Raw genomic sequence first — 19,374 nt, 5'->3', positions numbered from 1 at the left:
TTACGCGCCTACCGGCCGGAAGATGTTTCGATTAAGCCGATTGGCCAGCCGGCACGGGCCGGAGCAGCGGCTCCAGCTCGGACAGCCGCTGCCGCACCAGCTCCCATTCGTGCGGGGAAGTCAGGCGCTGCTCGGCCGCCGCAATCAGCTCGCTCTGCTGGCGCAATACCTGCAGCCGTTCGGGGCGGGAGGTGCGCTCGGCAATGGTTTTCAGGGCCGAGAGCAGCCGCAGCAATACTGCCACGTTCTGCAGGCCGCTGGTGAGGATCTGGTCGAAGGCCGTGCTCACGTAATCGGCAAACGAGGGCTGCCGGGCCACTACCCGCACCCGGTTGGTATCGGTGTCGGAGCGCAGGGAATCGGGAAACTGCCGGGTGGCCAACAGCGCCAGCAGCGCGCCCAGGTGGTCGATGCAGATAACGGCCGTGGTGGTGTCGTTTACGCCCGGCGAAAGAGCCTTGAGGGCAATATCCACGATCTGGCGCAGCCCAAAACCCGCGTCCTGCTCAATGGTGCGCTGGCTGCCGATGCTGAACGTGGCGCGCAATTCCCTTGTGGTTTCGGAGGGCAGCGGAGTGGCGGGGCCGTAGCGGGCTACTTCCAGCAGCACCGAGCCCTTGGCCACAAAACTGCCGATGCCCAGCGCCAGGTGCACCACCGAATCCTGCCGGCGGGCAAGGTTCAGCAAGCCGTCTTCGTCGATGCTCTGCACGTAGCCGGTGCGGTTGGCCCGCACGGGCAGCCACCGCAAGTCCGGGGCTTCGTGGTGCAGGGTGCGGGCTTCGGTGGGGCTGGCGGCCTGGCCCATTTCCTGCGGAAACAGCCGCTCGATGGCGGCCTCGGTTTCGTCGGTGGCGTTGCGTACAATGTTCGAGGCCTGAATGGAGGACGCAATGTGGTGAATGAAGAAAATGAGCACCCCAATGCTTACCAGCGCCAGCACCAGCCCGAAGAGGGCCGCCAGCGACGGAATAAACCGGCCTTCATCGCCGCCCCGAATGGTGCGCAGCACAATCAGGCAGTACACGAAAATGCTCACGAAGAAGCCAAGTACCAGTTGGTTGGCCCGGTCGCCCATGAAATTGCGCAGCACGCGCGGGGTGTACTGGCTGGAAACCTGGGCCAGGGTGCTCACCGTGAGCGAGAAAATGAGGGCCGCCACGGTAATCATGGAGCCGGCAATGGCCGCCAGCATACCGCGGGCGCCGTCGGCCCCGGCCCCGAAAAGCAGCGGGTAGTCTTCCACCCAATCGTGGCCGATGCGCGCATCCACCAGCACCAGCGCAAAGGCCAGCACAATGGCCCCGGCCACCATCAGCGCGGGCAGAAACCACAGGCTCGCGTTCAAATCCAGCCACCAGCGCTTGAGTCGGTTCATGGGTTCGGGAATTAGGGCGCGGGCTGGGGTTGATGAGAATGGGAGCGTACTGCTTAGTGCGTGGCGTGGCGTGGACTATCCGGCGGGGCCGGCGGGCTGCCGTTCGGGGAAAGGGCCACCTGCACGGGCACGGGAGGCATTTTGGGCGGCAGGCGCAATTCCAGAATATCGGGCGGCAGGGCGTAGCCCTCGGCCAGCAGCACGCTTTTCACGCGGTTCATTACGCGGCTGCGCAGCTCCAGCACGCCGCGGCGGTAGTCGCTCGTATCGGTCCAGAAAAACACCTTTACGTTCACGGTGCTGGCCGCCAGCTCGTCGATAACGGCGAACGGCTCCCGGCCTTTTTGCTGGCTGACTTCCGGCTCCTGCCGCACCTGTTCCAGCAGCAGCGCAATGGCGGCTTCGGCATCGTCGTCGTAGTCCACGCCCACCGTAAAATCCTGCCGGATAAAGCCGTTGCGGGTAAAGTTGATCAGCGGTTCCTTCAGCACAATGGCGTTGGGAATGGAAATGTCGCGGCCGTCGAAGGTCAGGATGTCGGTGGAGCGCAGGTTGAGCTTGGTAACGCGGCCGAACAGGTCCTTGATCTGAATGGTGTCGTTTACCCGAAACGGGCGGTTGAAAGCGAGCAGAATACCGGCCAGGAAGTTCTCGGCAATGTCCTTGAAAGCAAAGCCCACGATGAAGGCCGAAATGCCCGCGCCGGCCAGCAAGCCGCCCACCACGCCCGACAACCCCAGAATGTTCAGGGCCAGCATCAGCCCCAAGCCCATGAGCAGCCAGCGGCCCACCTGGGTGAGGAAATCGGTGAGCAGCGGGTCGTCGGAGTGCTGGCGGAGGCGGGCGGCCAGCCAGGTACGCAGGCGCGCGGCGCCAATCCAGACCACCGCCAGCAGCACCGCGGCCGCCAGCAAACGGGGCAGCGCAAACAGGAACTGCCGCCAATACGAATTGATTACCGTGGTAATTTCCTCAAACATAAGCGGGAGCGTTTGGTGAAAAAGGACTCTTAACCCAACGGCTGAAGGCGGTGAGGGTTGGCCCTGAACCCGCGCACCGGCCTACAGCAGCTTGCGCAGCAGGTCGCGCACGTCGGCCGTGCGGGGCACGTGGAAACGGGCCTGCGAGCGGGGCGCCGGGCCCACCTTCACGGTGTACGCCGAGGGCGGCATGGCCTGGAAGGTGTCTTCGTCGGTGCGGTCGTCGCCCAGGGCCAGGATAAAATCGGGCTGGTAGGTGTTCAGCCAGCGGGCGGCGGCGGTGCCTTTGTTTACGCCCGCGTGCTTGATTTCCACCACCTTGTCGCCCTCCAGTACCTGCAAGTCGGTGTTGGCCGAAAGAAAGCTCAGGTGGCGCGTTAGCTCGCGGGCGCGCAGGCTGCCCAGCTCGGCGTCGGCGCGGCGGTAGTGCCACACCAGGGAGAAATCCTTCTCCTCAATGAACGAGCCGGCCGTGCGGCTCACGTACAGCTCCAGCACCGGCCCGATACGCTGCTTCCAGTCGGCGCGCAGCTCCTGAAACAGGCTCCAGTCGTCGCCGGCGGCGCGCAGCCACACGCCGTGCTCGGCAATGATATCGAGCGGCAAGTGGCCCAGCCAGTCCTGCAGCGTATCGCGGTTACGGCCGCTGATGATGACCACCCGGTTCTGGGGAATATCGGTGAGGGCGCGCAGGAGCAGGCGCAACTCCGGGTCGGGCTTGGCGCGCTGGGGGTTGCTGTGAAAGGGCATCAGGGAGCCGTCGTAATCGAGCAGCAGCAGGCGGTGAGAAGCTTCGTTGTAGTCTTCTACTAGCTGCTCGCGCACGGTGGGCGCGAGGGGCACCGTGGCCAGGTTGCGCTGGCGGGCCTTGGCCTCGGTTAGCTGACTCATGAACAGCTGCGTCCAGGCAAACACGTCGTAGCGGCGCACCAGGGCCTGCATTTCGGCCATGCGCTGCGTTTGCTCTTCCTCGGGCATTACCAGGGCGTCGTGCAGGGTTTGCACCAGCTGATCGGTATCGGAGGGGTTGATGAGCAGGGCGTCGGACAGCTCGCGGGCGGCGCCGGCCCGCTCGCTCAGAATAAGCACGCCGCGCCGATCCAGCTTGCTGGCAATGAATTCTTTGGCTACCAGGTTCATGCCGTCGCGAATGGGCGTAACCAAACCCACATCGGCCATGCGGTACAGCGCGGCCAGCTCTTCCAGCGGAAACGAGCGGTAGAAATACTGGATGGGGCTCCAGGCAATGGTGCGGTACTGGGCGTTAATGCGGCCCACCAGCTCGTCGATTTCCTCTTTTAGCGCCTGATACTGCGCCACCTGGTCGCGCGAGGGCACCACCACCATAATCAGGCTTACCTGCCCGCGCCATTCGGGAAAGCGTTGCAGCAGCAGCTCAAACGCCCGCAGGCGCTCGGCAATGCCCTTAGTGTAGTCGAGCCGGTCGATGCTGAGCACGATGCGGGCGCCGTGCAGGGCCTCGCGATACACTTGCTCGTGCTGCTGCGCGGCCTCGGAGGCGGCGGCATCGGCAAAACGCTGGTAGTCAATGCCCATTGGAAAAGCATCCACCTGTACCGAGCGCGTGGGCGTGTCAATCTGCCCGTTCACCGTAGGCAAGCCCAGCAGCTGCGACACCGAGCTAAGGAAGTGCCGCATGTAGCTGAAGGTGTGGAAGCCGATGAGGTCGGCCCCGAGCATGCCCTCCAGCAGCTGCGTGCGCCACGGCAGCGCCCGCACCATTTCGTACGAAGGAAACGGGATGTGCAGAAAGAAGCCTATGGTGGCCTGGGGCCGCGCTTTGCGCAGCATTTGGGGCAGCAGCAGCAACTGGTAATCGTGTACCCAAATGGTATCGTCGGGGCCCGATTGGGCCAGCACGGCCTGGCAGAATTTCTCGTTCACGGCCACGTACGCCTCCCAGGTGGCGGCGTCGTACACGGCGTACTGGCTGAAGTAGTGGAAAGTGGGCCACAGGGTTTCGTTGCTGAAGCCCTCGTAGTAGTCGCGTATTTCCGACTCGGTGAGGAACACCGGGGCCATGCTGTCGGCGCGCAGCTGCTCGGTCACGAATTCCTGCTCCGCCGCGTCTTCTACAAACATGCCCGGCCACCCCACCCAAACGTTTCCTTCTGCCTTGTAAATGGAGCCCAATCCGGTGGCCAGGCCGCCTTCGCTCGGTTTAAAGGCGAGGCCGTCATCGGTTCGGAGTACCTTGGTAGGGAGGCGGTTGGAGACGATAATGGTTCGGGTCATCGGGTAGAATCAGGTGAACAATACCCTTGGGTACGGCTTAAAATCGGTTTTGGTCGATTTTTCAGGCCTAAAGCCAACACGCAGATGCCGTCGTTCAACCCACGGCGCACCGTTCCGGCAAGTGCTGCGGGCGGGAAATTCGCGGAGCAGCCGCGCACTGCTTTGCGCCGTATAAACGGCCCTTACTCACCCGATTTTGTTTGGTTCACATGGCCGATTTCCACTTTTCCCGCCGCGACTGGCTTCGCACGACTGCCTTGGCTGCCACGCCGCTGTTGCTGGGCGCGCGGCCCGGTCTGGGCGCCTCGGCCCCCGGTAAAACACCGCCGCTTTCGGCCGCCGAGCAGGCCGCCATTGAGGCGGCCCTGGGCAAGAAGGGCACCTACGTGGAAGCCCAGGCCACGCACACCACTTCCTTGCCGCGCAACGATTTAAAAGTGACGATTAAGGGCGAGCCGGTGCCCATTGCGTTTGGCTTTGGCGGTTGGGTGGCCATCAAGAAAACCACCGACGGCAAATCGGCCATGCTGATGAGCGACACGGTGCTGCTGCAGGAAGAGGTAAACCCGCTGATGTCGGCGGCGCTGGCCAACGGGCTGGAAGTAGGGGCGGTGCACAACCACTTTTTCTACGAGGAGCCGCGCATCTTTTACATGCACATTCACGGCATGGGCACGCCCGCCGAGCTGGCCCAAAAGTTTGCGGCCACGCTCAAGAACTCCAAGCTACTGCCCGCCAACCAGCCGTCCAGCGCAGCAGCCACATCGGCCCCGGCGGGCAATAATGTCACGCCGGCCGCCTCGGCCGCGCCCACCGGTAAAGAGTTGTTCGATGTGCCCGCGCTGGATAAAATTGTGGGCTACCAGGGCAACGTGAACGGCCCCACCTACAAGTACACCATCGGCCGCGCCGACTTAACGGTGCTCGACATGGGCGTGGAAATGACGGCCGCCATCGGCCTGAACTCCTGGGCCGCCTTTGCCGGCAAGCAAACCGACGCCCACATTGCCGGCGACATAGCCATGCTGGAGCACGAGGTAAACCCCGTCATTAAAGCCCTGCGCACCCACAACCTGGAAGTGGTAGCCGTGCACAACCACATGCTTTTTGATCAGCCCCGCATGATGTTTCTGCACTACTACGGCCGCGGCCCCGCCGCGCAGCTGGCTACCGGTTTTCGGGCCGCACTAAACGAGCTGGGCAAGAACAAAAGCCGCATGCCCATGAAGCATTGACGGCGGTGAAGTGAGGCCGTAAAAAAGTGTGCAGCCGAGACGTTGACGCTATTAAAGCCGGTCATGTCGAGCGCCGAAACCGCCCTGCTAATAGGCCGTCATGTCGAGCGCAGCCGAGACATCTCGCCGGATAGTAAAGTCCTCGTTGAACGAGAAGAATAGTATCGGACGTCAGCCCGCGAGATGTCTCGGCTGCGCCCGACATGACGTTCTTATTAGCGTCAACGTCTGTGCCGCACGGTTTTCAATTATTGAGCTCTTAAATAGGCTGGGCTTCGAAGCCGGCTTCTTCCACCAGCGCCACAACCTGGTCGGCGGTTACGTCGCCGGAAACGGTCAGGATTTTGTCGGGGGTGGTGGTGTCCACCTGCCAGTTTTCAATGGCTTTTTCGTCGTTGAGGGTGGGTGTTACGGCGCGCAGGCAGTTGCCGCAGTTGATGTTGGTTTTGAATTGCAGGGTTTTCATCGGCTTGGAAATGAGAGTTAAAGCAAGAAGGTCAACGGCGCAGTGCCGCACTGCTTTACGCATGCAAAGCTCGCACCGAAGGAGTCCGTTCCTGCCACAGAATTCCGCCGCGCATTTGCAAAATTCGGACGAGGCAAACCGGTTTCGAAGCCTAGCGGCTAGTGCGCCGGCAGCACCGGGTTCTGGTCGGAAAGCGGCGTGAGCGGCTGCGCGTCCAGCTCCCGCTGCTGGGGCTCCAGGCCGGTGGCGCGGTGGTTGGCGAAGTACTGGGCCAGCGCTTTTTCGCCCACCAGCCAGAACACCACGGGCGTTACAATGATGTCGAGGAAAGTGGAGGAGAGCAGGCCGCCGAGAATAACGGTGGCAACCGGGTACAGAATTTCCTTGCCCGGCGCGTCCTTCGCCAGCGTGAGCGGCACCAGGGCCAGCGCCGCCACCAGGGCCGTCATCAGCACCGGCACCAGGCGCTCCAGGGAGCCGCGCACAATCATGGGCAAGCCGAACTTTTCGCCCTCGTGCTCCACGAGGTGGATATAATGCGAAATCATCATGATACCGTTGCGCGAGGCAATGCCGGTAAGCGTGATAAAACCCACGAGCGAGGCAATGCTAAACGTGCCGCCCGTGAGCAGCACCGCCGCCACCGACCCAATGAGGGCCAGCGGAATGTTGAGCATGATTTGCAACACCATGTAGGTGGACTTGAAGTGCGAGTACAGCACCAGGAAAATGCCGGCCAGCGAAAACAAGCTCAGCCACAGAATCTTCTGTGAAGCCGACTGCTGGCTCTCAAACTGCCCGCCGTACGTGAGGTAATAACCCGACGGCAACTGCACCTGCTGGCTTACGCGCTGCTGGATTTCCTTCACTGTAGAGCCCAAATCCCGCCCGGCTACGTTCAGCGAGATGGTGATGCGCCGCTGGGTGTTTTCGTGGTTGATGGTGTTCGGGCCCGGCTCGTACACAATGTCGGCTACCTGGCTTACCGGAATGAGGGCGCCGGTGGGCGTTTCAATGCGGGTGTTGCCAATGGCTTCGATGTTGTTGCGCTCGGCTTCGGGCAGCTTCACAATCAGGTCGAAGCGCCGTTGCCCATCGAGCATCTGCGACACCACCGAGCCCTGGAACAGCGTTTCCAGGTCCTGCACCACTTCACCGCGCTCCATGCCGTAGGCGCGCAGCGCCTGTTCGCGGGGCCGGATGAGCAGCTGCGGAATCTGTACCTGTTTTTCCACCTGCAAATCCACCACGCCGGGCACGGTGGCCGCGGCTTCGCGAATCTCGTTGGCGTAGCGGCGCAGCTCCAGCAAGTCGTTGCCGAACACCTTAATGGCCACCTGCGCCCGCACGCCGGAAAGCAGGTGGTCGAGGCGGTGGGAAATGGGCTGGCCGATGTTCACGTTCACGCCCGTAATCAGGCCGAGCTTGTCGCGCATGTCGGCCAGGATTTCGTCGCGGCTGCGCATTTCAAGGCCCTGTTTTTCCAGCTCTTCTTCAGTCTTGAACGCCACCTCAATTTCCGAATTGTTCACCGATTCCGCGTGCTCGTCCAGCTCGGCGCGGCCGGTGCGGCGGGCGGTGTAGGCCACCTCGGGAATCTTGAGCATCTGCTGCTCGCCCAACGTACCCAGGCGGTTGGATTCGGCCAGCGACGTGCCGGCCGGGGCCGAAAAGTTTACTGTGAGGGAGCCTTCGTTAAAAGGCGGCAGAAACTCGGTGCCGAAGAAGGGAATCATGGCGGCGGCCAGCAGAAACAGGGCGGCCGTGAAGCCCAGCACCGGCCGCGGGTGGGCCAGACCCCAGTTTAGCAGGCGCGTGTCTTTGCGCTTGAGCCAGCGTACCAGCGGCCCGTCGGTTTCGGCGTGGCCGATGGCCTTCATCTTGGGCAGCAGGTAGTAGCACAGCACCGGCGTAATGGTGAGCGACACAAACAACGACGCCACAATGCTGGTGATATAGGCAATGCCCAGCGGGGCGAAAATGCGGCCCTCCATGCCTTCCAGCGCAAACAGCGGCAGAAACACCAGCACCACAATAATGGTGGCGTACACAATGGAGTTACGCACCTCCGAGGAGGCCGCGTAAATCACCTGCAGCACCGGTTTGGGCTGGGCCAGCAGGCGGTTTTCGCGCAGGCGCCGGTACACGTTTTCCACGTCCACAATGGCGTCGTCCACCAGTTCGCCGATGGCAATGGCCAGGCCGCCCAAAGTCATGGTGTTAATGCTGATGCCGGCAAAGCGGAACACCAGCGCCGTAACCAGCAACGACAACGGAATGGCCACTAGCGAAATAAACGTGGTGCGCACGTTCAGCAGGAAAGCGAACAGCACAATCACCACCAGAATGGCACCGTCGCGCAGGGCTTCCTCCACGTTGCTAATCGACGACTCAATGAACTCCGACTGCTTGAACAAGCGCGTGTTCAGCTGCACGTCTTTCGGCAACGAAGGCTTAAGCTCCACCAGGGCTTTTTCCACGGCCGCCGTCAGGCCCACCGTGGCCGCGCCGGGCTGCTTTTCGATGCTCAGAATCACGGCGGGCCGGCCGTTTACGCTGCCGTCGCCGCGCTTGAAACGGGCCCCGAAATCCACCCGCGCCACATCGGCCACGCGCACCGGCGACTGGTCGCGGTAGCCCACAATGATGTTCTCGATATCGGCCACCGACCGCAGCCGGCCCAGGTTGCGAATGAGCACCTCGGAGCCGTTGCGGTCGAAGAAGTTGCCGGTGGTGTTCAGGTTGGAGCGACGCAGCGCGTCTTCCACCTGGTTTACGGTAATGCCGGTGGCGTTCAGGCGAGGCATGTCCAGCAGCACCTGGTACTGTAGGTTGTCGCCACCGATGGGAATAACCTGCGCCACGCCCGGAATGCTGAGCAGGCGCTGGCGCACGGTGTAATTAGCTAGGGTGCGCAGGTCGGCGGCCGAGGTGGTGTCGCCGGTCATGCCCACCAGCATAATCTGGCCCATAACCGAAGAAATGGGTCCCAGCACCGGCGTAATGCCTTCCGGCAGCTGCCCGCTCACGGTCTGCATTTTCTCCGACACAATCTGGCGGGCAGTGAAAATGTCGGTGCCGTACTCGAACTCCACGAACACCATGCCCAAGCCAATAGCCGAATTGGAGCGCACCGCCGACACGCCCGTGGCCCCGTTAAGCGAGGTTTCCACGGGCAGCGTGACCAGGGCCTCTACTTCCTCGGGGGCCATGCCGGGCGCTTCCAAGAACACGGTTACGCGCGGGCGGTCGAGGTCGGGGAGTACATCTACCGGCAGTTGCTGCGCGGTGTACGAGCCGGCCACCAGCAGGCCCACGGCAAAGGCCAGCATCAGCAGCCGGTTCTGCAGGGCAAAGCGAATGATGTTATCGAGCATCGGAGGAAAAGCAAAAGAAACCGGCCGCTACTGCGCTGCCGGCAGGTGCAGAAGAAGCTGGCCGGGCAGCCAGCGCAGGCTGTCGACGTGGGCCGCAAACGCCTCATTGGCAGGCCGCACGTGCAGGTGCATGAAGGTGGTGTGGTGGGTGAAAACGGCTTGGTGGCGGCGCGAAAAGAAGCCCAGCAGCTCCACTTGTTGCTGCCGGAAACGGCCGGTGGTGGCGTACTTTTTATGACCTTCCATGGTGTGTGGGCCGGCGGTGGCAGGCCAGTCCATCACGTGCCACTGCACCTGCTCGGGTTGCCCGCTCAGGCGAAAGGCAAACGCCCGGCTGGTATCGAGGCCCTGCGCGGCAGCGCGATTTTCAATGTGTTGTTGCAGCGCGGCGTAATCGGCAACGGCGGCGGGCACGGGTTCGGCGGGTTGCCACTGCGGCACGCGGCTGGTGACCAGCAGGGCCGCGCGGCCGGTCCAGGCTGTATCGGTGGCGGTGCTGTTGCCAGCGGCTACGCGGGTGTGCGCGGCCTTGCCGTTCCAAATCAGCAATTCGCCGCGCAGGCCTTCGGCCACACCCAGGCCGTAGAGGTTCGTCCGCGGCAGGGTATCAAGCTGTACCTGGCCGCTCAGGTCGCCCTTCATCATGAAGGTGCGCATGGCGCCGTAGTGTCGCACGGTGTGCGTAGCCGGCGGCTCCGAAACGGGCGCGGACTGGCAGCCGGCTAGCAGCAAGCCCGTCAGTGAGAACAAGCCGATGAAAAGACTTTTTCGCATCAGCTTACTGGTTGAGGAAGATGGACTTGAGCTGGTAGGTGCCCTGCGTAACCACCCGGTCGTTTTCGTTCACGTCGCCTTGCAGGATTACCGTTTGCTGGCCGTTGGCCGCGCCGGGCTGCACGTAGCGAATCTTGAACCGCTCGGGCTGGGTGTGCACAAACACCACCGGCTTGCCGTTCAAATCCGTCACGGCGGAGGTGGGCACTACCAGTTGCTTGGGGCCGCCGGCGTTGCTTTGGCCCACCACCTGCACATTCACGCCCTGGCCGGCGCGGTACTGGCTGGCGGCGGTTTCGTCGAGTTCCAGAATCAGCTGACGGGCCTGGTTTACGGGGTTCACGGCGTTGCTGAACACCAGCATGCGGGCCGGCACGGCAGGCTGGCCCTGCAAGCCTTCTACCTGAAACCTGGCGCCGGGCGTAATCTTATCGAGGTCTTTCCCGAACACCTGGGCTTCCACCTTCAGCTTGCCCGGGTTCAGCACCCTAAACAGCTCGTCGCCCTGGTTTACCTGCTGGCCCACGGCCAGCGTGAAGTTATCCACGGTGCCGCCGATGGGGGAGGTAATGGTGGTGCGGCGCTGGCTGGCCTGACCATTCAGAATAGCAGCGTTCTGGCGGGCTTGGCGCAGGCGTAGCTCGGCGGCTACCACATCTTTGCGGGCGGCTATGTCGGCAATGCTTTGCAGGCGGGCGTAATCCTGCTGGGCGGCGCGCAGCTCGGCTTGGGCGTTGGCGCGTTCCGTGGCCAGGCCTATTTGCTGAGTGGCATCAAGGGTTTGCTCGATTACCGCCAACGTTTGCCCGGCCCGCACGGGCTGCCCCACCTGCGCCGAAAGGGCCACAATGCGGCCGGTTTGCGGCACTACAATGCGGCCCTCGCCGCCGGCGGCCGAGGTTACGTTGCCGAACAGCGTCAGGCGGTTGTAGGTGTCGGAGTACGCGGCCAGGGAGGTACGCACCTCAAACAGGAACTGGCTTTCCTTGGGCAGCAGCACTTCGTCGGTGAGGGCTACGCCGGCGCTGGGCTGGGCGGCCGAGCCGTGGTCCTCGCCGTCGTGCGCCTGCAGCGGCGCGGGCGGCGGCAGGAAAACGCTGAGCGCCACGGTGGCCACCGCGGCTGCCGTCAGAATTTTATGCTTGGTTTTCATACACGAGCGGCGTGGGGGTGGTGGGAGTGTTGCGCCGGCGGCGGAGCAGTAGCGCAGTCAGCAGAATGCCGGCCAGGAAGGCGCCGACGAGCAGCAGCACAAGCTGCCAGGTTTGCAGGCCCGGTGCGTCTTCGTGCTCGGCCACGGGCAGCTTTTTGCCAACGTCGATGCCGCGGAGCAGGAGCAAATCGGCGCGGTTGCCGGCCACCACGTTCACAGCTAAGCTGTAGGGCTTGTTGGCCGGAAACTGACCTTCTACCAGGTAAATACCGGGTTCTTCTTCCTGCACGGTCCACTTCAGGGCCGCGTCTTCGGGCGTGGTCAGCGTCAGCTTGGCGCCTTTAATGGGCACGTTGGTGGCGTAGTCGGAAAGGAACAGGCGCAGGTGGGCCGGCTGGCCTTTTTCCAGCGGCTCGTAGCGCAGCAGTACTTCGAATTGCTCCGACATGGCCGCCACCGAAAACGAGGTGGCGCCGGCCGCCGTGGCCGCTTTGCCTTCGCCGTGGTCTTCGCCGCCGTGGGCGAGGGCCGCCGTGCTGAGCAGCAGGCCGAGTAAGAATGCAAGCAGGTGTTTCATCGTTATTCGCCCCGCAGGAAGTTGAGCTCCACCACGGCCTGTCGGTAGTCGCGGATGGTGCTCAGGTAAGTGTTCTGAATGGTAAAGGCTTGGTTCAGGCTCTGGATAAGCACCAGGTAGCTGATTTCGCCGGCCCGGAACAGGCGCTGCGACTGGCTGATGATGCTGCCCGCCTGCGGCACCGCCGTTTGCTGGTAGTACGTAAGCGACGACGCCAGCTTGCGCGTGTCGGCCAGGGCTTGTTGGTACTGCGTGCTCAGGTCGAGCTGCTGCGCCTGCAGCTGGTAGGTAGCCGCCCGTTCCCGCGCTGTGGCCGCTTGCAGCTGCGAGCGGTAAGTCCAGAACCAAATGGGCACCGACACGCCAAACTGAAAGCGGTAGCGCATCGGCGAGTTTTCAAACCCCTGATTCTGATAACCCAGCGTGAGGGCCGGCGCCCGCCGCGCCCGCACCAAGCTAATGCCCTGCTGGCTGAGCGCCACGTTTTGCCGGTAGTACGCCAGCGTGGGGCTGAGCGTAAGGGCCGAGCTGTCGGCTTCGGGCAATGAGCCCAGCAATGCGGCACTGGTTTGGGCTACCTGCGGACCGGTGGCGCGCAGGTCGGTGCTGGTAGCCAGCGGCGCCTCGGGCCTGCCAAGCAGCAAGCCCAGCCGGCGCTGAGCCGAGCGTAAGTCCACCAAAGCCTGCTCGCGCAGATTGCGAACCTGCCGGGCTTCGGCCACCGTGCTAATGCGCTGCAGCGAGGTTATTTCGCCGGCCGCGAACAGCCGCTCGGTGGCCTGCTCCAAGGTGCGGAACAAACTGTCCTGGTAGCTGAGCTGACGCAGCTGGGCCTCGGCAAACTGCAGGCTGAGGTAGGCCAGGCGTACGTCGCGCAGTACGGTGGCGCGGTTTACGTCCTGGTTGCGCTCGGCCAGCGTAATGCCGGCCTGCGCCACCCGCGCCTGCCGCCGGTACACCGCCGGCGACTCAATGGTTTGCACCACGCCCGGCGCCCACATTTCGCCGGTGGGCGCCGCGAACAGAAAGTCGGGGTTGGGCGGCGAGAAGCTGCCGCGTTTCAGGGCGCGCTGCTCCTCAATTTCCTGCGCCGACTGCCGCAGCCGCGGGTGCCGGCGCAGGGCCTGGGCCTCGGCGCTGTCCAGCGGAAGGGCAGCCGTTTGCGCCGCTGCCTCGCCGCCGCTAAGCAGGAGCAGCGAGGCAGTCAGCTGGAAAATCAGGCGTCTCAGAATTCTCGAATGCATTGTGAAGGAGTATTCAGCCAGGTTTCTGCGGGCGGCAGGCCGGCTGGTAGGAAGGCAGCAGGGCAGAGCCGCCGGCAATTGGGGCGGCCCGGCACCGGTTAGGCTTTCTTCACCAGGTCCATGCCGCATTTGGGGCACTTGCCGGGCTTGTTGCTGGTGCTGCCTTCGCAACCCATTGTGCACTCGTACACAGCGGCCGTGGGCTTGGCGGTGGCGCCGCCGTTTTTGGCCTGCCAAGCTTTCAGCTGCTCAATTTCCTTTTTTTGTTCAGCCATCATTTTCTGCGCCATTTCCTTGAGCTTGGTGTCGCGGCCGTGGTCCAGCTCGGCCTGAATCATGGCGAGGGCGCTTTGGTGGTGCGGAATCATGAGGGCAGCAAAATCGACGTCGGTGTTGCCGGTTTCGCGGGGCATGTCGGCCATCATCAGGTCCATGGAAGCCTTCATTTTCTGGGTGAAGGGGTCGGCCGGGTTGTTGGGGTTGTAGTTGGAAGGTGCCCCGTCGAGGCGGGTGGCCACGCGCTCCAGCTCGGCTATTTCCCGCTGCTGATCGGCTTTAATTTTCTCCGCCATTTGCCGCAGGGTGGCGTCTTTGCCGTTCTTCAATTGCAGGTCGGCCATGGCCACGGCCCCCTGGTGGTGGGCCATCATCAGGTGGGCGAAGTCGTGGTCGGTGTTGCCGGCCGGCTTTTCGGCTTCCATGGCCTGCATGTTGGCGTGCATGGCGGCCATCATGCCCGAGCCGGCCCCGGCCGCGTCGTGGTTCATGCCGCCCGCGTCGGAGCTGGCGTGGTCGTGGCCGGCGTGCTCATCGGTAGTGGCCGTGCTGGCTTCGGTGGTTTCGGACTGGTTGCTGCAGCCGCTCAAAACCAGGGAAGCAGCAGTGGCAAGGGCGAACAGGAAAGAGGTCGTTTTCATGATTCCGTTTTGAAAAAGAGGGTTTACGAAGCGGGCTGAGCCGGTACGTTAATGGTGAAGTCGCCGGTGTGAATGCGCCCGCCGTGATTAAACTGCAGGAACACGCGGTAGCGGCCGGCGGCCTCGAAGTTGGTATTGAACGCAATGCGCGGGCCTTTGTCGGCCTGATCTTCGGGGTGTACGTGCAGGTACTTCTCGGTGTCTTCGCTAATGACCACCACGTGGCCCAGGGCGCCGAGGTAGTTTTCGAGGTTGGTTACGGGCTGGCCGTCTTTGCTGATGGTGATGTTCATGCCCAGCAACGTGCCAGTTTGCAGGGGCTTATCAAACGAAAGCGTGGCCTGGTAGCCGTCCTGCGCCCACTGCATGTCGTCGTTCGAGAACTTCACCGGCGCGGCGGCCGGGCCCTGCACCGTAACGGCCTGGCGGCCCAGCTGGTGGCCGGCGCCATCGGGCGTGTAGTCCTGAAACAGTACGTACTCGCCGCCTTTCGGGAAGGTGTAGTTAACCACGTAGTTGCCCTGGGCGGTGTACTCGGGGTGCTCGTGGTAAAACTGCGAGAGGTCTTTGGAGACGATGATGAGGTGAATCTTCTTCTCGTGCACCACGGCCAGCGGCACCGGCGCGGCTTCGTTGCCGGCTTCCTGCGGGCGGAAAGCCAACGGCACCACCTGGCCCGCTTTGAACTGCTCGGGCGCTGTTTCCAGCTTCATCTGGTAGGTTTTGCCGTTGGCCGGCAAATCGGTGTGCTCCAGCTTCATGCCGCACTTGGGGCAGGTTTCGCCAGCCTTGGTGCTGGTTACCTCCGGGTGCATGGGGCAGGAGTAGGTGTGGCCGCCGGCGTGTTCGGCACTGGCGTCTTCCACGGTATTGGTGGAGCTGCTGGAGGCGCTATCGGAAGAGCAGCCCACGGCAAACAAAGTGGTGGCTGCAAGCAGCGAAAAAACGATGCGTTTCATTGGAAACAGGAATGAAATAGGAGAGGGAGGGTGGTGCGGTTCGGCTGACCCGATGCAATGGGGCAACGGCAAAAACGCACGCTGGGTCGCGTTGGCGTAGCGGAAACAGGGCCGCCCAGCCACGGGTAAATCAGCAGAGAAAGGGAAGGCGTTACGGCCGATAATGGCCGCGGAACCCGCATAGGAGCGCGCAAACAAAAAGGCCCGGCCGGGCATAGCAAGGCTATGCCGGCACGAGCCTGGGGCGCGCGTCAACTCAGACCGTGAGGGACTGAATGAAAATCCGGATGTCGGGGATTTTGGGCTTGAGGTGCTGTGGAGGCACCAGCAACACTTTTTCGGCCCGGTTCCAGCTGGTAAAGCGGGCAAACGTGAAATCAAGCGTGGGCGGCAGAGCCAGCCACAGCGGCGCGGGAATTTCGGCCTTCACGTCGGTAGGCGCCTGAAGGCCGGCCAGCACCGCCGTCAGCTTGGCCTTGCAGCACTCGTGCTGCGAAGAGCCGTGCGAACCAGCCGGCACTTGCCGGTTGTGCCGCTTGGCCGCCTGAGCCGCCGCGTGGCAGGCCGCATGCTTGCCACCGGCCGGCATCGGCATTGCCGACTGCTCCTGCGCAGCTTGGCGCGGACCCATGGCGGCGCACACGCACTGACCCACGAGCACGTGCAGGAAGATGACCAGGAAGGTCACCGCCGTGTAGCGTCGCGTAAGAACAGAGAGTGTGAACATAGCCGAAGTGCACTATCAACGACAAAAGTAGCTGCAGCGTTTCCTTATGCAAGTCCGGTGGTGTTCCTCAAGCCAGCGTCAAGTTGCTTTGAACACGCAAGAACCTACTTGCAGAGCAACCAAGGGTGTTTTCAGCGAATGGCTAGGCCAACGAGGCACAAATTCTGTAAGTCCGGGCGGAAATTATGTTGGTCTGCTCGGCTCCCCCGGAACGTATACAGGGCAGTGGCTCAGGCTTAGGCTCGGAAGCGAACAGCCGCCCTGACACCGCCCGTACTTCGGGCCAAGCGCCACCGCAACCGAATTCTGCAACTGCTGGGCCGAATCCCGTACCGCCAACGGGCTCCGGCGGCTGTTGCTTTGCAGTAGAAAATACTCGTGGGTGTAAAGCCTGCTTACCTGCTATGAACCAACGTGATGTAGTATGCGGCATGATGGTAGACGCGGCCACCGCCGCGCACCGGTCCCGCTACCAGAATAAAGAGTACGTGTTCTGCTCGGCCAGCTGCAAAAGCCGGTTTGATGCCGAGCCGGAACAGTACGCGTCGGCAGAGCCGGTGGAAACGGCCGCCGCGCATTTGGCGCACCAGAAACACGCTGCTGCCGCGGTAACGGCAGCGCCGTCAGTTGCCCAAACCGCCACGGCCACCCTCGATATCGAGGGCATGACCTGCGCCTCCTGCGCCTCGTTCGTGGAAAAGTCGCTCAAGCGTACGCCCGGCGTGCACAATGCCATGGTGAACTTCGCCACCGAGCGGGCCACCGTGGAATACCTGCCCCACGAAGCCTCGCCCGATACGCTGAAGGCCGCCGTGGTTAAAGCCGGTTACGGTGTGGCCGCACCTCCGCCGCCCGACACCAGCGCCGCCGACCGCCAGGCCGAGCTGGACCGCCAGAAAGCCGCCGCCTACCTCAGCCTGAAGCGCCGCCTGTGGGTGGCGGCCGGCCTGGCGGCCGTTATCATGCCGCTGTCGATGGTCATGCTGTGGCCGGCGCTGATGGCGCGCATTAACATGCAGTGGCTGAATTACCTGCTGCTGGTTCTCACGCTGCCGGTGCTGCTTTACAGCGGCCGCGAGTTTTACACCTCGGCCTGGAATGCTTTCAAGCACCGCGCCGCCAACATGGATACGCTCATTGCCGTGGGCACCGGCGCGGCATTTTTGTACAGCTTGGCCGCCACCGTGGTACCGCACTTCTTCATGCGCAGCGGCCTCATGCCCGAGGTGTATTACGATACCACCGCCACCATCATTGCCCTCATTCTGGTGGGCAAGGTGCTGGAGCTACGCGCCAAAACCCAGACCTCGGCCGCCATCAAATCCTTGATGGGCCTGCAGGCCAAAACGGCCCGCGTGCTGCGCGGCGAGCAGGAAATCGACCTGCCCATCGAGCAGGTGCAGCTCGGCGACGTGGTGCTGGTGCGCCCCGGCGAGAAAGTAGCCACCGACGGCGTCGTGCTGGCGGGGCACTCGGCCGTCGACGAGGCCATGCTAACGGGCGAAAGCCTGCCGGTGGAGAAAACGGAGGGCGACCCGGTGTTCGGCGCCACGCTCAACAAAACCGGCTCGTTCCGTTTCCGCGTTACCAAAGTGGGCGCCGATACCATGCTGGCCCAGATTGTGAAACTGGTAGAAGACGCCCAAGGCAGCCGCGCGCCCATTCAGCGGCTGGCCGATAAAGTCAGCGCCATTTTTGTGCCCACGGTGGTCTGCATTGCCATTCTCACCTTCGTGCTCTGGTTTGATCTGACCCCGCCCGAAACCCGCCTGCCGTTGGCGCTGGTTAATTTTGTAGCCGTGCTCATCATTGCCTGCCCTTGCGCCTTGGGTTTGGCCACACCCACGGCCATTATGGTCAGTACCGGCAAAGGCGCCGAGCAGGGCGTGCTCATTCGCAACGCTGAGGCGCTGGAAAAGGCCTACCAGGTTACCACCGTGCTGCTCGACAAAACCGGTACCATTACCCGCGGGGAGCCCAGCGTTACCGATTTCGTGCCCGCTGCCGGCCAGGATGCCGCGCGCCTCCTGCAGCTAACGGCCGCGCTGGAGCGGCAATCGGAACACCCGCTGGCCGAGGCCGTGGTGCGCTACGCCGATGCGCAAGGCGCCGGACAGCTTCCCGCAACTGGCTTCCGGGCCGTGGAAGGGAAAGGGGCAGCGGCTACCGTGGATGGGCAAGCGGTGCTGATTGGCAATGCCCGTTTGCTGGAAGAAGCTGGCGTGATGCTCGAACCGGCCTTCCGGCAGCAAGCCGACGAGCTACTGAACCAAGCCAAAACGGTGCTCTACGTGGCCGTGAACAACCAAGCCGCGGGCCTTATTGGCGTGGCCGATACCGTGCGCGAGTCGTCGGCAACGGCCATCCAGCAGCTGCAAAGCCTGGGCATTGAAGTGGTGATGATGACCGGCGACAATCCGCAAACGGCTGCTAAAGTGGCCTCGCAAGTGGGTATTAAACGGTATTTCGCCGAGGTGCTGCCCCAGGACAAAGCCGGCAAAGTGAAGGAACTGCAGGCCGAAGGCCGCACCGTGGCTATGGTGGGCGACGGTATTAACGACGCGCCCGCGCTGGCCCAGGCCGACATTGGCCTGGCCATGGGTGGCGGCACCGACGTGGCCATGGAAGCCGCCGGCATCACCCTCATGCGCTCCGATTTGCAAGGCGTGGTTACGGCCATTGCGCTGTCGCGGCAAACCATCCGCATCATCCGGCAAAACCTGTTTTTTGCTTTCATCTACAACGTGCTGGGCATTCCCGTTGCCGCTGGTTTGCTGTACCCCGTGTTCGGCTGGTTGCTTTCGCCCATGCTGGCGGCCGCGGCCATGGCCCTGAGTTCTGTTTCGGTGCTTACCAACTCGCTGCGCTTGCGCGCTTTCAGCAGCCGTTAAACCTTGTTTGCTATGGACTTTTCTGAAATCGTAGTTACAACCGCTGGCATAGGCTTAATCGGGTTCGTGCTTTGGTACTTTTTCTTTTCGCCGCACGAAGCCGTAAGCGCCGTGTCGTCGTCGAGCGGCGTGCAGGAGGTGGACATCACGGTAAAGGGCGGCTACTCGCCCGACGTGATTGAGGTGGCGGCCGGCAAACCCGTGCAACTCAACTTTTACCGCGACGAAGAAGCCACCTGCTCCGAAGAGCTGCTGATGCCCGACTTCCAGATTAGGCGCGAGCTGCCCGCTTTTCAAACCACCACCGTGGAATTTCTGCCGCAGCAGCCCGGTTCCTTCGAGTTTACCTGCGGCATGAATATGCTGCGCGGCCGGCTGGTGGTGAAGTAAGCCGTAGCCCGCACACGGCTCCTTAGCCGGCGGCCGCGCTTTACCCCCTA

General features: G+C 63.0%; 15 protein-coding genes. 3 read left to right on the top strand and 12 right to left on the bottom strand.

Annotated elements, in window-relative coordinates; genetic code table 11:
• Positions 1-31: 31 nt before the first annotated feature.
• The 3 genes from ABD903_RS10125 to ABD903_RS10115 all read right to left on the bottom strand — a co-directional run bounded on the left by ABD903_RS10125 (position 32) and on the right by ABD903_RS10115 (position 4,614).
• Positions 32-1,378, bottom strand: coding sequence for a DUF2254 domain-containing protein (locus ABD903_RS10125; RefSeq protein WP_345223842.1), 1,347 nt, complete (start codon positions 1,376-1,378; stop codon positions 32-34).
• Between the two features lie 53 nt (positions 1,379-1,431).
• A complete protein-coding gene (locus tag ABD903_RS10120; RefSeq protein ID WP_345223841.1) occupies positions 1,432-2,358 on the bottom strand; it encodes a mechanosensitive ion channel family protein in 927 nt (308 codons plus the stop codon).
• Positions 2,359-2,439: 81 nt separating this feature from the next.
• Positions 2,440-4,614 (bottom strand): bifunctional alpha,alpha-trehalose-phosphate synthase (UDP-forming)/trehalose-phosphatase, encoded by a 2,175-nt coding sequence (locus tag ABD903_RS10115; protein WP_345223839.1) that lies wholly within the window; start codon positions 4,612-4,614, stop codon positions 2,440-2,442.
• A gap of 209 nt (positions 4,615-4,823) precedes the next feature.
• Here ABD903_RS10115 and ABD903_RS10110 point away from each other — a divergent pair, with 209 nt between their 5' ends.
• On the top strand, positions 4,824-5,849 hold the full coding sequence (locus ABD903_RS10110) for a DUF1259 domain-containing protein (protein WP_345223836.1): 1,026 nt from the start codon (positions 4,824-4,826) through the stop codon (positions 5,847-5,849).
• Between the two features lie 259 nt (positions 5,850-6,108).
• Here the strand turns inward: ABD903_RS10110 and ABD903_RS10105 are convergent, their stop codons facing one another.
• From ABD903_RS10105 to ABD903_RS10065, 9 genes are all read right to left on the bottom strand, one after another.
• Positions 6,109-6,315: a heavy-metal-associated domain-containing protein gene (locus tag ABD903_RS10105; protein WP_345223835.1), complete on the bottom strand. Its 207-nt coding sequence runs from the start codon at positions 6,313-6,315 to the stop codon at positions 6,109-6,111.
• Between the two features lie 158 nt (positions 6,316-6,473).
• A complete protein-coding gene (locus ABD903_RS10100) occupies positions 6,474-9,692 on the bottom strand; it encodes an efflux RND transporter permease subunit (protein ID WP_345223832.1) in 3,219 nt (1,072 codons plus the stop codon).
• Positions 9,693-9,719: 27 nt separating this feature from the next.
• A complete protein-coding gene (locus ABD903_RS10095; RefSeq protein ID WP_345223831.1) occupies positions 9,720-10,466 on the bottom strand; it encodes an acetolactate decarboxylase in 747 nt (248 codons plus the stop codon).
• 4 nt (positions 10,467-10,470) lie between these two features.
• Positions 10,471-11,619, bottom strand: coding sequence for an efflux RND transporter periplasmic adaptor subunit (locus tag ABD903_RS10090; protein WP_345223829.1), 1,149 nt, complete (start codon positions 11,617-11,619; stop codon positions 10,471-10,473).
• Positions 11,603-12,196 (bottom strand): hypothetical protein, encoded by a 594-nt coding sequence (locus ABD903_RS10085; RefSeq protein WP_345223827.1) that lies wholly within the window; start codon positions 12,194-12,196, stop codon positions 11,603-11,605. The genes ABD903_RS10090 and ABD903_RS10085 overlap by 17 nt, the downstream gene beginning before the upstream one ends.
• Before the next feature lie 2 nt (positions 12,197-12,198).
• Entirely contained in the window at positions 12,199-13,440 is a 1,242-nt protein-coding gene (locus ABD903_RS10080) for a TolC family protein (RefSeq protein WP_345223825.1), read from the bottom strand.
• Between the two features lie 98 nt (positions 13,441-13,538).
• A complete protein-coding gene (locus tag ABD903_RS10075; RefSeq protein ID WP_345223822.1) occupies positions 13,539-14,357 on the bottom strand; it encodes a DUF305 domain-containing protein in 819 nt (272 codons plus the stop codon).
• Positions 14,358-14,380: 23 nt separating this feature from the next.
• Positions 14,381-15,316 (bottom strand): heavy metal-binding domain-containing protein, encoded by a 936-nt coding sequence (locus ABD903_RS10070; RefSeq protein WP_345223820.1) that lies wholly within the window; start codon positions 15,314-15,316, stop codon positions 14,381-14,383.
• A 256-nt stretch (positions 15,317-15,572) separates the two neighbouring features.
• The gene (locus ABD903_RS10065; protein ID WP_345223818.1) at positions 15,573-16,043 is read right to left on the bottom strand and encodes a hypothetical protein; all 471 of its coding nucleotides are present in this window, start codon (positions 16,041-16,043) and stop codon (positions 15,573-15,575) included.
• A 404-nt stretch (positions 16,044-16,447) separates the two neighbouring features.
• On the opposite strand from ABD903_RS10065, the gene ABD903_RS10060 reads away from it, so the two are divergent.
• Both ABD903_RS10060 and ABD903_RS10055 read left to right on the top strand, forming a co-directional pair.
• Positions 16,448-18,934, top strand: a complete 2,487-nt coding sequence (locus ABD903_RS10060; RefSeq protein WP_345223816.1) for a heavy metal translocating P-type ATPase — start codon at positions 16,448-16,450, stop codon at positions 18,932-18,934.
• A gap of 12 nt (positions 18,935-18,946) precedes the next feature.
• Positions 18,947-19,324, top strand: coding sequence for a cupredoxin domain-containing protein (locus tag ABD903_RS10055; RefSeq protein WP_345223815.1), 378 nt, complete (start codon positions 18,947-18,949; stop codon positions 19,322-19,324).
• The last annotated feature ends 50 nt before the right edge of the window (positions 19,325-19,374 follow it).

The organism is Hymenobacter koreensis (assembly GCF_039541855.1).
In the GTDB taxonomy this organism is placed as follows: Bacteria; Bacteroidota; Bacteroidia; order Cytophagales; family Hymenobacteraceae; genus Solirubrum; species Solirubrum koreensis.
Note: the sequence above shows the minus strand (reverse complement) of the source record. Positions and strands in the feature narration are given on the sequence as shown.